We start from the raw sequence: 15,316 nt of genomic DNA, 5'->3' as shown, positions 1-15,316 counted from the left end.
GCAATGCTGGCCAGCTGCTTTAGTTGCGCAGCTTGCCACCTATAATGCCCGCACTTCAATCCGTGTCGCACATTGAGAATTTATGGAAAACCTGGGACTGGGCAAAGTCTTGCTCGTTGAGGACGACGAGAAGCTGGCCGGGCTGATCGCGCATTTTCTGTCACAGCATGGCTTTGACGTGCACGTGGTGCACCGTGGCGATGAAGCCCTGGCCGCGTTCCTGGACTTCAAGCCCAAGATCGTCGTGCTCGACCTGATGCTGCCCGGCCAGAGCGGCCTGCATGTGTGCCGCGAAATTCGCACCGTGTCCGACACGCCTATCGTGATTCTCACGGCCAAGGAAGACGACCTGGACCATATCCTGGGCCTGGAGTCCGGCGCCGATGACTACGTGATCAAGCCGATCAAGCCTCCGGTGCTGCTGGCACGCCTGCGCGCATTGCAACGCCGTCAGGCGCCGGAGCCGACCGTGCGCGGCTCCCTGACGTTCGGCCGGTTGGTGATCGACCGCAGTTGCCGGGTGGTCAGCCTGGGCGACGACAAGCTCGATCTGACCACCATGGAGTTCGAGCTGCTTTGGCTGCTGGCCAGCAATTCCGGGTCCATCCTGTCCCGCGATGACATTCTCAACCGCATGCGCGGCATTGCCTTCGACGGCCTTAACCGCAGCGTCGACGTGTACATCAGCAAGCTGCGCGGCAAACTCAACGACAACCCCCGGGAGCCGGTGTGCATCAAGACCATCTGGGGCAAGGGCTACTTGTTCAACCCGTTTGCGTGGGAGGTCTAGATGCTGCGGCTTTACATGCGCCTGTACATCATCCTGGCGCTGGGACTGGCGGGAGCGATCTGGCTGGTCAACTACACCTTCGACGAATTGCTCCCCGAAGCCAACGAAACCTACAACCGCGAGGCCCTGCGCGGCCCGGCCTACGGCCTGGTCGAGCAACTGCGCCCGCTGGCCGGCGAAGACCGCGCCGCGCGACTGGCCGAACTGCAACCCCACTATGGACTGCACCTCAAGTTGGTGCAGCGCGATGAGCTGGCGCTGAGTGCCCGCGAGCAGCACTTGCTGGCCACCGGAAAGCTGGTGGTGCGCGGTGATTTCATGGAATTCATCGCCAATATCGACGGTGGTCCGCAATTGCTCAATATCAAGCTGCCCGAAGAACCCAAGTGGCTGTACCTGTGGGCCTACAGTCTGTTGGGGTTGAGCCTGGCGATTGTCTTGTATTTCTGGGTGCGCCCGCATTGGCGCGACCTGGAGCATATCCGCCTGGCGGCGCAACGTTTCGGTGACAACGACCTGGGTTCGCGCATTCTGCTGCCACGACGCTCCACCGTGCGCGAACTGGCTGGGCACTTCAACCAGATGGCCGAGCGTATCGAAAGCCTGATCGCCAACCAGCGCGAACTGACCAACGCGGTGTCCCACGAGCTGCGTACGCCCATCGCACGCCTGTCGTTCGAACTCGATCAGCTCAAGCAGCAAACCGACCCTCGCCAGCGGCGTGAGCTGATCAGCGATATGTACGCCGACCTCGGCGAGCTGGAAGAAATGGTCTCCGAACTGCTGACTTACGCCAGCCTGGAGCGTGGCGCCACCCAGGTGACGCGCGAGCGCATCGAAGCCCACAGCTGGCTCGACAGCGTGATCGGCAGTGTCGCCCTGGAAGCCGAGGCCGCTGGCGTTCAACTGTCGTTGCGCACCTGTGAGGTGGACTTTATCCAGATCGAGCCGCGCTTTATGGCGCGTGCGGTGATCAACCTGCTGCGCAACGCCATCCGTTACGCCGAGCGCCGGGTGGAAGTGTCGCTGGTCAAGTTCGGCAGTGGCTATGAAGTGCGCGTGTGCGACGACGGCCCAGGCGTGCCCGAGGAGGGCCGGGCGAAGATCTTCCAGCCGTTCATGCGCCTGGACGCCAGCCGCGATCGCCGCACCGGTGGTTTCGGCCTCGGCCTGGCGCTGGTGCAGCGTGTGTCGCAATGGCATGGCGGGCAGGTGGAAGTGCTGGATTCGGAGTGGGGCGGGGCGTCGTTCCGCATGACCTGGGCCTACGCCGAATAAGGCGGCCCGCGCCGAGGGCGCGGGCCGGCGCTTCAGAAGCTGTATTCGATCAACCCCATCACCGACGTCTGCAAGCGCCTCTCCACAATCGGGCTTTTGCCCGCCTCATCCGCCAGGTACTGCACATCCAGCAAGGTGCTGAACTGCGTGCGCTCGCTGATCGGCAGGCTCCAGGTCAGGTTCAGGCCGTTGCTGACCAGCCCACCCTTGGCGTTGTACGCGCGAAAGCGGCTGCGGGCGGCCTGGCCGGTGGTCACGCCGTACCAGGTCTGCAGGTAGTTATCGTCACCGAAGCGGCTGCTGATGGCGGCATCCACGCTGCCGTAGCGGCCATCGTACAGGTTGGTGCCCAGGCTCAGTTCGAGGCTGGTGAAAGCCTCGCCGCTGTCCTTGTGATCGTCTTCCTTGAGTGCATGCTCAAGCGTCGCGCCGACGATCACTGCGCCAAGGTTGTAACGTGCGCTCACGCCCAATTGCGGGCGTGACTTGATTTCCCCCATGCCCTTGAGCCGGTCGGCGCCCAGGCGCCCGCTCTTGGTTTTGTCTTTGCGCGAGCCACTGAGTCCGACGTAGGTGCTCAAGCTCAAGGCGTTGCCTTCATAACCCCAGCCCAGGCCCTTGTCGGTGTCGAGGAACAGCCCCCACGGGCTGATCACGGCGGCGCCGACCAATGGCGTGGTCACGCGTTCTTCACTGCCGCTGTAGCGGGGCAGGTTGGCCACGCCGGCTTTCAGGCTGTATTCCCAGTCCTGGGCTCGCACGGTGTCGGCACCGCCCAGCAGGCACAGTGAGGTAATCGAGAGGCACAGGTTTTTTACACGCATCGGGCTTTCGTCCAGGTTAGAAAATCAGGGGTGGGTGGGGCGATTCGGTGCGCTTGAAGGCGTAGCCCGAAGCGCTCAGGCCGTTGACCTGGCGGCTGACCGTGTCGCCCAGTCCGTAGCCGTTGCCGGCCAGCACCGCATGGGCGTTGTCCACCGGCAGCAGGATGTAGTCGGTCAGCGGCTGGTCGTGCAATTGGCCGCGGATCACCAGGAAGCCCTCTTCCAGGCGCACGCTGATGCCACTGAGTGGTGCGTCGGGCTCGTGGCTGTTGAGCACTTGATACGTGCCAATGGTGTCGGCCCAGGCCAGGGGCAGCGGCGGTGCTTCGATGCGTTCGCCAATCGCGATGCGCTGGCCGTGGCTGCGTGCGGTCAGCATTTGCCGACCCTGTACGGTCACCACGTCGAGCTGCACCTGGCCAAGCTCGCCCAGGTCCTTGAGCCAGAAGCCCAGTACTTTTTTCTGGGCCCGCAGCCAACCCTGGTCGTCGCGCAGCAGTTCGAAGTCAAGGCCGGCCAGCTCGCCTTGCAGCCGGTCACGCTCGTCCTTGATGCGGAATATGCCCCACGCGGTGGCGTAGAACCCGGCAAGGCGCTTGCGGTCTATGGCCGCCGGTACCTGGCGCAATTTGAGGCCATGGGCCGGCGTCTGGCAGTCTTCGGCGCAGGGTGCATCGCCGCTTTGCGCCTGAAGCATCAGGCGCAGGGTGTCGGTGGTCAGCGTGGCTACCAGGTCTTCGGCATTGCTGTCGTTGGCCATGACGATCACTGCCAGTTGCTGGTCCGGCAACAGGGTCAGTTGCGCGGCGAAGTCATCGCCACCGCCGCTGTGCTGATAGGTACGAATCCCCGGGGCCACCGGCTCGTCGCCACAGGGCGCAAGAAACCATCCCAGGCCCATCTGGCAGTCGAAATCCAGCGCATTGCCGCTGTTCTGCTGGGTGAACATCTGCTCGATCAACGGCTTGCCCAGCACCTGCTTGTCCTTGTAGACACCCCCGGCGAAGAGCATCTGCACGTAATGGCTCAAGTCCTTGGGGCTCGCCCACAAGCCGCCGGCGGCCAGGTCGCGCACCTGGGCGTCGGTGCTGGCGGCGCCGTCCTGATAACCCAGGGCGCGGAAGCTGAGCTGCGCGCCGGTGCCGACAAAGCTGGAGTGATACATCTCGAGCGGTGCGAGCAGACTGTGTTGCAGGCGGGTTTCGAAGTCGTTGCCGCTGCTGCGCTCGATGGCCGCTCCCACCAGCGCGTAACCGAGATTGGAGTACGCCACCTGGGTGCCGGGTGGTGTGCTCAGCCATACCCCGGAAAGGCGCATCGGCATCTGGCCCATGGCATAACTGTTACGCAGGTCGCGCAAATGTTCGCTGGGCAAGCCGGACTGATGGCTGAGCAGGCGCCGCAGGGTGATGTCCCGGTCGGCGTCATGCTGGTCGGCGTGGAAGCGCGAGCGCACGTAGAACTCGCGCAAGGTCTGCTGGATCGGCGCATCCAGCGCCAGGCGCTGTTGCTCCACCAGTTGCAGGGCGGCGGTGGCGGTCAGCAACTTGGAAATCGCGCCGGCGCGGAACGCCGTGTTCGGCGTCACCGGCACACCCAGTGCCTTGTCGGCCATGCCGAAGCCGCGCGCCCAGATCAGTTCCTGACCGTTGACCAGCGCGATGGACAGCCCCGGCACATGCTGGCGGGCCATTTCCCGGGGAATGCGGGTTTGCAGGTAGCGAATGATCGCGCTGTAGTCGCCCTTGGGGATCGACGGCGGAGCGGGCGGCTGCCCATGGCAACCCAGGCTGCCCAGCAGACAGCCCAGCAACGGAATACCACGCAATGTGCGAAGCATGAAAAGCATCCGGGTGGTTGGGATGCTCGAATGCTAGGCGCGGGGTCGTCCACGGTCTTTGACAGCTTTGTCGGGAAACTGTCAAAGAATGTTAAGGCGCCAATCCCTGACGGGCATGCCATTGGGCGATGGACTCTTCAGGGTATTCATCGAATTGCAAGTCGCCTTTGCGCACCGAGACCTCCACCCAGGGCGCCCGGGACCCGAGCATCAGGTGGGTATGTTCCGGCGGCACCGGCAGCGGCGTGTCGATGGCTGACGCAAACGGGTGGATCAACTCGGGCCATTCCGGGCTGAACAGCCACAAGGCGGTGCCGCACTGTGAGCAGAAGTGCCGCTCGGCCGTGCTCGCATGGGCGCGGCTGGCGCCGGTGGGCTTGAGCCGGGCGTGGTAGATCGAGATCAGCTTGCGCCCGCGCACCTTCAAACTGTTGGCGTCACCGGCCAGGTTGATCGCATAACCGCCACCGCCCTGGGTCTTGCGGCAGATCGAGCAGTAGCAACGCTGGTAGGGATAGGGATGGTCGCTGTGAAGGCTGAACGTCACGGCGCCGCAATGGCAGGATCCTTCGAGCTGCATGGGGTGTCTCCGGTAGTTATCGAGGCTCGGCTTATCGAAGCTTGGCTCTTACCTTAGTCCCATTCAGCCGGAACTGGCCGATTCCGGCATCAAGGTGGCGATCAAGGCCCGGATGGTACCCGGCAGGGCTTCCAGCTCACGCACCAGGATGCTGCGCTCGCGGATCGCCCAGCTTTCGTCCAGCTTGACCGTCACCAGTTGCATGGTGCGGCTGTGCCGTACGGCGGCGGACTCGGGAATGATGCCGATGCCCACGCCTGCCTCGACCATCCGGCAGATCGCTTCAAAGCTCGACACCTGAATGCGCAACGACAGGTGCTTGCCCAGGCGCTCGACATGTTCACGCAAAAAACTGAGCAGGGTGCTGCCTTCGTGCAGGCCGATGTGTTGATAGGCGAGGGTCTGTTCCAGGCTCACCGAGGTCTGACCGGCCAGCGGGTGGTCCGTCGGCACGATCAGCACCAGTTCATCGGTGCTGAAGTGCAGCACCTGCAAGCCCGCCGCTTCGACGGGGCCGGCGATGATGCCCATGTCGCTGGTGCCATCCAGCACGCCGCGCACGATATCCCGGGACAGGCGTTCTTGCAGGTCCACCGTCACCCCGGGGCGCTTGGACAGGAACCCGGCCAGCACTTCGGGCAGAAATTCGGTGACCGCCGTGGTGTTGGCAAAGATGCGGATATGGCCTGCCGAATCCACGCCGTACTGGGTGAATTCGCTTTTCAGGTAGTCCACCTGACGCATGATCAGCCGCGCATGGTGCAGCAGGCGTTCGCCCGCCGGGGTGATCTCCACGCCACGGCTGTCGCGGTACAGCAGGCGCGTGTCCAGTTGGCCCTCCAGCGCCTTGATCCGCGCGCTGGCGGCAGCGGGCGAGAGGAACGCACGCTTGGCGCCCTGGGTCAGGCTGGGGGATTCGGCGATATGGATGAACAGGCGCAGGTCGGCCAGATCGAAGTGCATGGTGGCTCCTGTTTCGGCAACGGTGAATGCCAAATGTGGGAGCTGGCCGCCTGCGATAGTGATGGGTCAGTCGTCGAATATTTTGACTGACACACCGCTATCGCAGGCAAGCCAGCTCCCACAGGGCTGTATTGTTGGACTCAATGGCGGCGTTCAGCATAACCGAACGCTGGTTTATTGAAATGCAAATTCTCAGAACGGGCGGGCGCTTGCATGATCCGGGGCAGACACCCACTGCCCGAGGACTTGCACTCGATGAGCGTCACAGACTGGATCGGCCGAAGCGAAACCACCCACGACCATTTGAGCCATAACCTGCTCAAACGCATTGCCGCCACTTTTGGCGAGCCAGTGCCGGAGGACGGCGCGCCGATTCCACCGCTGTGGCAATGGTGCTTTTTCCAGGACCCGCTGCCGGAAGCGGCCCTGGGAACCGACGGCCACCCGGCCCGTGGCGGTTTCCTGCCGCCGGCCGACAACCGCAACCGCATGTGGGCCGGTGGGCGTATCGAATTCGTGCAGGCGCTGCGTGCCGGTGAGGCGGCCACCCGTGTCTCGACCATCACCCAGGTCGAGGAAAAGGTTGGCCGCACCGGTTCGCTGCTGTTCGTCACCGTGCGCCATGACTATTCCCAGAACGGGCACCTGGCGATTCGCGAAGAACAAGACATTGTCTACCGCGAGCCCACGCCACCCAAGGCCGGCAACGGCGAGGCGCTGGCGGAGGGCGAATGGCGCGAAGCCGTCGAGCCCACTCCCACTTTGCTGTTCCGCTACAGCGCAGTGACCTTCAATGGCCACCGCATTCACTACGACTATCCCTATGTCACCGGCACCGAGGGGTATTCGGGCCTGGTGGTGCACGGGCCGCTGATCGCCACCTTGAACCTGCGCGCCTTTTGCCGTGCCCACCCCGACAAGACCTTGCGCAGTTTTGCCTATCGCGGCGTGCGCCCGTTGATTGCGCCGCAGCCGTTTGAAGTCGGTGGCCGGGTCACCCAGCCAGGTGTCGCCGAATTGTGGGCGGGTAACGCCCAGGGCCTCGCGCAACAAGCCCACGTCCATTTCGAATAATCCAAGAACAACAGGCGGAGAGCCGTTAATGAACCCGAATCACAATGAAGAACTCAATGCCATCCGCGAAGGCGTGCGCGCCTTGTGCGCCGAATTCGACGCGGCTTACTGGCGCAGGATCGACGAAGAAAAAGGCTTCCCCGAAGCCTTCGTCAAGGCCCTGACCGACGCCGGCTGGCTGTCGGCGATGATCCCTGAGGAATATGGCGGCTCCGGCCTCGGCCTGGCCGAAGCCTCGGTGATCCTTGAGGAGGTGAACCGTTGCGGCGGCAACTCCGGCACCGTACATGGCCAGATGTACAACATGTTCACCCTGCTGCGCCATGGCAGCGAGGCGCAAAAACGCTTCTACCTGCCCAAGCTCGCCAGCGGTGAGCTGCGCCTGCAATCGATGGGCGTCACCGAGCCCACCACCGGCACCGACACCACCAAGATCAAGACCACTGCGGTCAAGCGCGGTGACAAGTACGTGATCAACGGCCAGAAGGTGTGGATCTCGCGCATCCAGCATTCCGACCTGATGATCCTGCTGGCGCGCACTACGCCGCTGGCCGACGTGAAGAAAAAGTCCGAAGGCATGTCGATCTTCCTGGTCGACCTGCGCGAGGCCATCGGCAACGGCCTGACCGTGCAGCCCATCGCCAACATGGTCAACCACGAGACCAACGAGTTGTTCTTCGACAACCTGGAGTTGCCTGCCGACAGCCTGATCGGCGAGGAGGGCAAGGGCTTCAAATACATCCTCGATGGCCTCAACGCCGAGCGCACGCTGATCGCTGCCGAATGCATCGGCGATGGTCGCTGGTTCATCGAAAAGGCCAGCGCCTATGCCCGCGACCGCGTGGTGTTTGGCCGACCCATCGGGCAGAACCAGGGCGTGCAGTTCCCGATTGCCGAAGCGCACATCGAGATCGAAGCGGCAGACCTGATGCGCTGGCGTGCCTGCGAGGAATACGACAGCGGTCAGAATGCCGGGGCCAGCGCCAACATGGCCAAGTACCTGGCGGCCAAGGCGTCGTGGGAAGCGGCGAATGCCTGCCTGCAAACCCACGGCGGCTTCGGCTTTGCCTGCGAGTACGACGTGGAGCGCAAATTCCGCGAGACCCGTCTGTACCAGGTGGCGCCGATCTCCACCAACCTGATCCTGTCTTACGTGGCCGAGCACCTGCTCGAGCTGCCGCGCAGCTTCTGAGGGCCTGACCATGAGCCATACCCAAGCCCTGTGCCGGTTTCTCGCCGGCCTGAACTACGAAGACTTGCCCGAACAGGTGCTGGCGCGCACCGAAGACCTCTACCTCGACTGGCTGGCCTCGGCGCTGGCCAGCCAGGGCGCGCACCCGATTCCGCTGTTCGAGCGCTACGCACACAAGATGGGCCCGGCCACGGGGCCTGCGCAGGTGATCGTCAACGGCGGCAGCACCAGCGCGTATTTCGCCGCGCTGGTCAATGGCGCGTCGTCGCACCTGGTCGAACAGGACGACTTGCACAACAGCTCGGTGCTGCACCCGGCCACGGTGGTTTTCCCTGCCGCCCTGGCGGCGGCTCAAGACCTCGGCAAGTCCGGCCGCGACCTGTTGCTGGCGTCGGTGGCCGGCTATGAAGCCGGGATCCGCATTGGCGAGTTCATGGGGCGCTCCCATTACCGCATCTTTCACACCACGGCCACCGTCGGCACCCTGGCCGCTGCTGTGGCGGTGGGCAAGTTGCTCGATTTCAACGAAGAACAGTTCATCAACCTGCTCGGCAGCGCCGGCACCCAGGCGGCCGGGTTGTGGGAGTTCCTGCGCGACGCCGCTGACTCCAAGCAATTGCACACCGCCAAGGCCGCCGCCGATGGCTTGCTTGCGGCGTATCTCACGGCCGAAGGGCTGAGCGGCGCGCGCAATATCCTCGAAGGCGATCAGGGCCTTGCCGCCGGGATGTCCACCGACGCGCAACCGGCCAAGTTGTCCGCCGGGCTGGGCAGCCGCTGGGCACTGCTGGAAACCTCGTTCAAGTTCCACGCGTCGTGCCGTCACACCCATCCTGCCGCCGATGCGCTGCTGGACCTGATGCAGCGCGAAGGCCTCGGTGCCGACCAGATCGCCCGTGTGGAAACCCGCGTGCATCAAGGCGCCATCGACGTGCTGGGCCGCGTGACGGTGCCGGCCACCGTGCACCAGGCCAAGTTTTCCATGGGCACCGTGCTGGGCCTGATCGCGGTACACGGCAAGGCCGGGCTGACCGAGTTTCACGAACAGGCCCTGACCGATCCGGCGGTGTCTGCCTTTCGCGACAAGGTCAGCATGACCCTCGATCCCGAGGTCGACGACGCCTACCCGCAGCGCTGGCTGGGCCGCGTCACGGTCACCACCCTCGATGGACGTACCGTGCAGGGCGCCATCGATGAGCCCAAGGGCGACCCGGGCAACACCCTGAGCCGGGAAGAGCTGGCCGATAAATTCCAGCGCTTGACCCACTTCAGCAACGCCCGCACTCCGGCCCAGGCCCAGGCGCTGATCGAACGGGTCTGGGACCTGCGTAACGCCGCGTCCATGGCCCATTGGCTTTGAGGAACTGTCATGAATAACCAACGACCACTGGACGGCATCACTGTTGTCAGCCTGGAACACGCGATTGCCGCGCCGTTCTGCACCCGTCAACTGGCGGACCTCGGCGCCCGCGTGATCAAGGTGGAGCGCCCGGGTGTCGGCGACTTCGCCCGCGGCTACGACGAGCGCGTGCGCGGTTTGGCCTCGCATTTCGTGTGGACCAACCGCTCCAAGGAGAGCCTGAGCCTGGACCTCAAGCAGGACGAGGCGGGGGATATTCTCGACACCTTGCTGGCCGATGCCGATGTGCTGGTGCAGAACCTCGCGCCGGGCGCGGCGGCGCGCATGGGCCTGTCGTTCGAGGCGCTGCACGAACGCTTTCCACGCCTGATCGTGTGCGACATCTCCGGTTATGGCGAGGGCGGCCCCTACGAGAAAAAGAAAGCCTATGACTTGCTGATCCAGAGCGAGGGCGGCTTTTTGTCGGTGACCGGCGGCCCCGGTGACGATCAGATGGCCAAGGCCGGTTGCTCGGTCGCCGACATCGCGGCGGGCATGTACGCCTATAGCGGCATTCTTTCGGCGCTGCTGCTGCGCGGCAAGACCGGTCAAGGCAGTCGCATCGACGTGAGCATGCTGGAAAGCCTGGTGGAGTGGATGGGCTACCCGATGTACTACGCGTTCGACGGCGCGCCTCAGCCACCCCGCGCCGGCGCGGCGCATTCGACGATCTACCCCTATGGGCCGTTTCCCACCGGCGACGGCGGCACCGTGATGCTCGGCCTGCAGAACGAGCGCGAGTGGACGGCATTCTGCGACAAGGTGCTGCTTACCCCGGCGCTGGCGACGGATGAGCGTTTTTCCGCCAACTTCAAGCGCTCCAACAACCGCGAAGTGCTGCGCCAGATCATCGTCGACAGCTTTGCCCAGCTGGATGCCGAAGCAGTGATACAGCGCCTGGAAGACGCGCAGATCGCCAGTGCCCGGGTCAACGACATGCAAGGCGTGTGGGACCACCCGCAACTCAAGGCCCGTGACAGCTGGCGTGAAGTCGCCAGCCCGGCGGGCCCGTTGCCGTCGTTGCTGCCACCGGCGCGCAATGCGGCGTTCACCCCGCGCATGGATGCCGTTCCGGCGCTGGGGCAACACAGCCAGACGATTCTCGACCAGCTCGGTTATTCGGCTGAGGCCATCGACAGCCTGCGTACGCGCGGCGTCATCTAACAAGGAATTCAATGATGCCAATGCCATTCGTTCGTTCTGCGCTGTTTGTGCCGGGCAGCCGCCCGGATCGATTTGCCAAGGCCCTGGCCAGCGGCGCCGATGCGGTGATCGTGGATTTTGAAGACGCGGTGGAAGAACCGCTCAAGCGCCAGGCGCGGGATAACCTCGGCGTGTTTCTGCAAGGCAGTCCCGAGGCCCGGGTATGGGTGCGTATCAACGCGCCGGAACACGCCGAACATTTTGAAGATGTGGCGTTCTGCAAAGCCCATGCAAACGTCGCCGGCGTGCTGCTGCCCAAGGTCGAAAGCGCTGCTCAGGTGGCGGTGGTGGCCGCCGCCGGCAAGGTGATCTGGCCGATCATCGAAAGCGCACGGGGTTTGCTGGCCGTGGCCGAGATCGCTCACGCCCCCCAGGTGGAGCGTCTGTCGTTCGGCGGCCTGGACCTGGCGCTGGACTTGAACCTGAGCACGGATACCCCGGCCGCACGCTTTGCCCTGGACCAGGCCCGCCTGAGCTTGATCGTGCATTCCCGTGCTGCCGGGTTGGTGGCGCCGCTGGACGGTGTGCATCCGGCCATCGACGACCCCGACGGGCTGCGCCGCTCGATTCGGCATGCTTATGAGATGGGGTTTGCCGGGGCGCTGTGCATCCATCCCAAGCAAGTGGCGGTGATTCACGAGGCCCTGGCGCCCAGCGCCGCAGACCTGGCGTGGGCCCAGCGCGTGGTAGAGGCCGGTGCCAGCGGGGCAGGGGCGTTCCAGATCGATGGCCAGATGGTGGATGCGCCGGTGTTGTTGCGCGCGCAACGGCTGTTGGCCACCCATATCTAGCAGGAGGAACCCTATCAATCTGTGGGAGCTGGCTTGCCTGCGAGACGGTGGCACAGCCGACAGCAGTCTTGCCTGACACAGCGCTATCGCAGGCAAGCCAGCTCCCACGCTGCATCTTTGTTGCTCTCAGAACTGGCGTTCGTCCACACCGAACGCAGGTATCAAAAAATCGAAATTCACTACACGCGTCACATCAGGCACCTTGCCTTACAACACAACAATAAGAAGGTGATTTTCCATGCTCAAGCTCTCCCGGGCGCTGTTCTGCGCCGCTACCTTGTTCGCCGCGGGCCTGGCCCAGGCGGCGGACCCGATTGTCATCAAGTTCGCCCACGTGGTTGCCGAAAACACCCCCAAGGGCCAGGGCGCGTTGCTGTTCAAGAAGCTCGCGGAAGAACGCCTGCCCGGCAAGGTCAAGGTCGAGGTCTACCCGAACTCGTCGCTGTTCGGCGATGGCAAGGAAATGGAAGCCCTGCTGCTGGGCGACGTGCAGATGCTGGCACCGTCCCTGGCCAAGTTCGAGCAATACACCAAGCAGGTGCAGATCTATGACCTGCCGTTCCTGTTCAACGACCTGGCCGCGGTCGACCGCTTCCAGGCCGCCCAGGGCAAGGCCCTGCTGACCTCGATGCAGGACAAGAACATCCTCGGCCTGGCCTATTGGCACAACGGCCTCAAGCAACTGTCCTCGAACAAGGCGCTGCATGAACCCAAGGACGCCCGTGGCCTGAAATTCCGCGTACAGGCTTCCAGCGTGCTCGAAGAACAGTTCAAGGCGATTCGCGCCAACCCGCGCAAGATGAGCTTTGCCGAGGTGTACCAGGGCTTACAGACCGGGACCGTCAACGGCACCGAGAACACCTGGTCGAACTATGAAAGCCAGAAGGTCAACGAGGTGCAGAAGTACTTCACCGAGTCCAACCATGGCCTGATCGACTACATGGTGATCACCAACGCCAAGTTCTGGACCGGCCTGCCGCCGGATGTACGCAGCACCCTGGAGCAGATCATGGCCGAAGTCACCGTCGAGGTGAACAAGCAGGCCGAAGCGCTGAACCAGTCGGCCAAGCAGAAAATCGTCGACGCCAAGACCAGCGAAATCATCGAGCTGACCCCGGAGCAGCGCGCACTGTGGCGCGAAGCCATGCGCCCGGTGTGGCAGAAGTTCGAAGGCGAGATCGGGGCTGACCTGATCAAGGCGGCGGACGCTTCCAACCAGTAAGCATTGGCAGACGAGGACAGGCCTGTGTGGGAGCTGGCTTGCCTGCGATACGGGCAACTCGGTGTCCCTGTAGAACCGAGTTGATGCCATCGCGGGCAAGCCCGGCTCCCACAGAGGTCCACTCCCACAGTCTGACCCGGTTTCCACTCCGACATCATTCCCGCTTCGCGAGGTTTTGCCATGCAAACGCTAAGGCGCGTCTGGGAGCACCTGGAGGAAGGCTTCATCGCTTTCCTGCTGGCCGCCATGACCCTGGTGACTTTCGTCTACGTCATGCTCAACAACATCTACACGCTGTTCTTTTCCCTGGCGGACAAATGGACGTTCACCAGTGACTTCTTCAATGCCCTGGGCGATGGATCGATGACCTGGGCCCAGGACATGACCTGGAGCGTGGCGCTGACCAAGGCCATGTTCGGTTGGCTGATCTTCTTCGGTATTTCCTACGGCGTGCTCACTGCCGGCCACTTGGGCGTGGACGCGCTGGTCAAGCTGACCAGGCGCCCGGTGCAGCGCATTCTCGGCATGCTGGCCTGCCTGTGCTGCCTGGCCTATGCCGGGCTGTTCATGATTGCCAGCTACAAGTGGGTCAGTGCGGTGATGACCGCCCATATCGGCGCCGAAGACCTCGACCAGTACGGCGTGGACGTCGGCGACATCGTGGTGATCGTGCCCATCGGTTTCGCCATGGTGTTCATCCGCTACCTGGAAATTTTCTACCGCATCTTTACCCACCGTCAGGTCGGGTTGGGGCTGGCCGACGAGGCCGGTGAGGCCAGCAAGTTGGCCGGCAGCCATGAGGAGCGTCACTGATGGCCGTGCTCTGTCTGTTTCTGCTGTTGTTCGTGTTCATGTTCCTCGGCGTGCCGATCGCGATTTCCCTCGGGTTGTCCGGTGCGGTGTCGATCCTCATGTTCAGCCAGGACTCGGTGAGTTCCCTGGCGATCAAGCTGTTCGAGACCTCCGACGCCTACACCTTCCTGGCGATCCCGTTCTTCCTGTTGTCCGGGGCGTTCATGACCACCGGCGGCGTGGCGCAGCGGCTGATCGACTTCGCCAACGCCTGTGTCGGCCACATCCGAGGCGGTCTGGCCATCGCGGCGGTGCTGGCGTGCATGCTGTTCGCGGCGCTGTCGGGCTCCTCGCCGGCCACGGTGGCGGCGGTCGGTTCGATTGCCGTGGCGGGCATGGTGCGTTCCGGTTACCCGAAGGAGTTCGGCGCCGGGATCATCTGCAACGCCGGTACCCTGGGCATCCTGATTCCGCCGTCGATCGTGATGGTGGTGTACTCGGCGGCCACGGAAACCTCGGTGGGCAAGCTGTTCATGGCCGGGGTGATTCCTGGGATCCTGCTGGGCCTGATGCTGATGGTGGCGATCTATATCGTCGCGCGCATCAAGAAGCTGCCGGCGCAGCCACGGGCGACCTTCCGTGAGTGGTTGCGCTGCGCACGTCGTGCGTTCTGGGGGCTGTTGCTGTTGGTGATCATCCTCGGCGGGATCTACAGCGGCATGTTCACCCCGACCGAAGCGGCGGCGGTGGCAGCGGTGTACTCGGCGTTCGTCGCGCTGTTCATCTACAAGGACATGAAGTTCCGCGATTGCCCCAAGGTGCTGCTGGAGTCCGGGCGCCTGGCGATCATGCTGATGTTCATCATCGCCAACGCCATGCTGTTCGCCCATGTGCTGACCACTGAGCAGATCCCCCAGGAAATCACCGCGTGGGTGATCTCGGAAGGGCTGACGCCGATCGGGTTCCTGATCATGGTCAACATTGTGCTGCTGGTGGCGGGCAGTTTCATGGAGCCGTCGGCCATCGTGCTGATCCTGGCGCCGATCTTCTTCCCGATCGCCATGAAGCTGGGCATCGATCCGATTCACCTGGGCATCGTGATGGTGGTCAACATGGAAATCGGCCTGGTGCATCCACCGGTGGGGCTGAACCTGTTCGTGACTTCGGCGGTAACCGGCCTGAGCCTGGGGCAGACCATCCGCGCGGCGCTGCCGTGGCTGATGATCCTGCTGGTGTTCCTGATCATGGTCACCTACCTGCCGTTCATCTCCCTGGCGTTGCCGCACTGGTTGGGGATGTAACATGTAAAAAATGTGGGAGCCGGGCTTGCCCGCGATGGCGGTGTGTCAGTTGCCAGATTCACAGGCT

The 15,316-nt window shown here is 63.6% G+C and carries 14 protein-coding genes; 10 read left to right on the top strand and 4 right to left on the bottom strand.

Annotated elements, in window-relative coordinates:
• The first annotated feature begins 82 nt into the window (after positions 1-82).
• A complete protein-coding gene (locus ACW9IN_RS23555) occupies positions 83-790 on the top strand; it encodes a response regulator (RefSeq protein WP_457368068.1) in 708 nt (235 codons plus the stop codon).
• Entirely contained in the window at positions 791-2,068 is a 1,278-nt protein-coding gene (locus ACW9IN_RS23550) for an ATP-binding protein (protein ID WP_457368067.1), read from the top strand.
• Between the two features lie 32 nt (positions 2,069-2,100).
• Here ACW9IN_RS23550 and ACW9IN_RS23545 read toward each other — a convergent pair whose 3' ends face one another.
• From ACW9IN_RS23545 to ACW9IN_RS23530, 4 genes are all read right to left on the bottom strand, one after another.
• The gene (locus ACW9IN_RS23545) at positions 2,101-2,892 is read right to left on the bottom strand and encodes a MipA/OmpV family protein (protein WP_457368066.1); all 792 of its coding nucleotides are present in this window, start codon (positions 2,890-2,892) and stop codon (positions 2,101-2,103) included.
• Positions 2,893-2,908: 16 nt separating this feature from the next.
• The gene (locus ACW9IN_RS23540; RefSeq protein ID WP_457368065.1) at positions 2,909-4,732 is read right to left on the bottom strand and encodes a serine hydrolase domain-containing protein; all 1,824 of its coding nucleotides are present in this window, start codon (positions 4,730-4,732) and stop codon (positions 2,909-2,911) included.
• Positions 4,733-4,823: 91 nt separating this feature from the next.
• Positions 4,824-5,312: a GFA family protein gene (locus tag ACW9IN_RS23535; protein WP_457368064.1), complete on the bottom strand. Its 489-nt coding sequence runs from the start codon at positions 5,310-5,312 to the stop codon at positions 4,824-4,826.
• Positions 5,313-5,375: 63 nt separating this feature from the next.
• Entirely contained in the window at positions 5,376-6,275 is a 900-nt protein-coding gene (locus ACW9IN_RS23530; RefSeq protein ID WP_457368063.1) for a LysR family transcriptional regulator, read from the bottom strand.
• Between the two features lie 255 nt (positions 6,276-6,530).
• Here ACW9IN_RS23530 and ACW9IN_RS23525 point away from each other — a divergent pair, with 255 nt between their 5' ends.
• The 8 genes from ACW9IN_RS23525 (at position 6,531) to dctM (ending at position 15,249) form a co-directional block, all read left to right on the top strand.
• Positions 6,531-7,349: an FAS1-like dehydratase domain-containing protein gene (locus ACW9IN_RS23525; protein WP_457368062.1), complete on the top strand. Its 819-nt coding sequence runs from the start codon at positions 6,531-6,533 to the stop codon at positions 7,347-7,349.
• A gap of 28 nt (positions 7,350-7,377) precedes the next feature.
• Entirely contained in the window at positions 7,378-8,541 is a 1,164-nt protein-coding gene (locus tag ACW9IN_RS23520) for an acyl-CoA dehydrogenase family protein (protein WP_457368061.1), read from the top strand.
• A 10-nt stretch (positions 8,542-8,551) separates the two neighbouring features.
• Positions 8,552-9,901 (top strand): MmgE/PrpD family protein, encoded by a 1,350-nt coding sequence (locus ACW9IN_RS23515; RefSeq protein WP_457368060.1) that lies wholly within the window; start codon positions 8,552-8,554, stop codon positions 9,899-9,901.
• Between the two features lie 9 nt (positions 9,902-9,910).
• Positions 9,911-11,104 (top strand): CaiB/BaiF CoA transferase family protein, encoded by a 1,194-nt coding sequence (locus ACW9IN_RS23510; RefSeq protein ID WP_457368059.1) that lies wholly within the window; start codon positions 9,911-9,913, stop codon positions 11,102-11,104.
• A 14-nt stretch (positions 11,105-11,118) separates the two neighbouring features.
• Positions 11,119-11,934, top strand: a complete 816-nt coding sequence (locus ACW9IN_RS23505) for an HpcH/HpaI aldolase/citrate lyase family protein (protein WP_457368058.1) — start codon at positions 11,119-11,121, stop codon at positions 11,932-11,934.
• Positions 11,935-12,172: 238 nt separating this feature from the next.
• Complete coding sequence (gene dctP, locus ACW9IN_RS23500) at positions 12,173-13,156, top strand: C4-dicarboxylate TRAP substrate-binding protein DctP (RefSeq protein ID WP_457368057.1); 984 nt, start codon at positions 12,173-12,175, stop codon at positions 13,154-13,156.
• A 180-nt stretch (positions 13,157-13,336) separates the two neighbouring features.
• Positions 13,337-13,969: a TRAP transporter small permease gene (locus ACW9IN_RS23495; RefSeq protein WP_457368056.1), complete on the top strand. Its 633-nt coding sequence runs from the start codon at positions 13,337-13,339 to the stop codon at positions 13,967-13,969.
• Positions 13,969-15,249 (top strand): C4-dicarboxylate TRAP transporter large permease protein DctM, encoded by a 1,281-nt coding sequence (dctM, locus tag ACW9IN_RS23490; RefSeq protein WP_457368055.1) that lies wholly within the window; start codon positions 13,969-13,971, stop codon positions 15,247-15,249. The genes ACW9IN_RS23495 and dctM overlap by 1 nt, the downstream gene beginning before the upstream one ends.
• Positions 15,250-15,316 lie beyond the last annotated feature (67 nt).

The sequence above is a fragment of the Pseudomonas sp. SDO5271_S396 genome (assembly GCF_054071795.1).
This window is presented reverse-complemented; position numbering and strand designations above follow the sequence as displayed.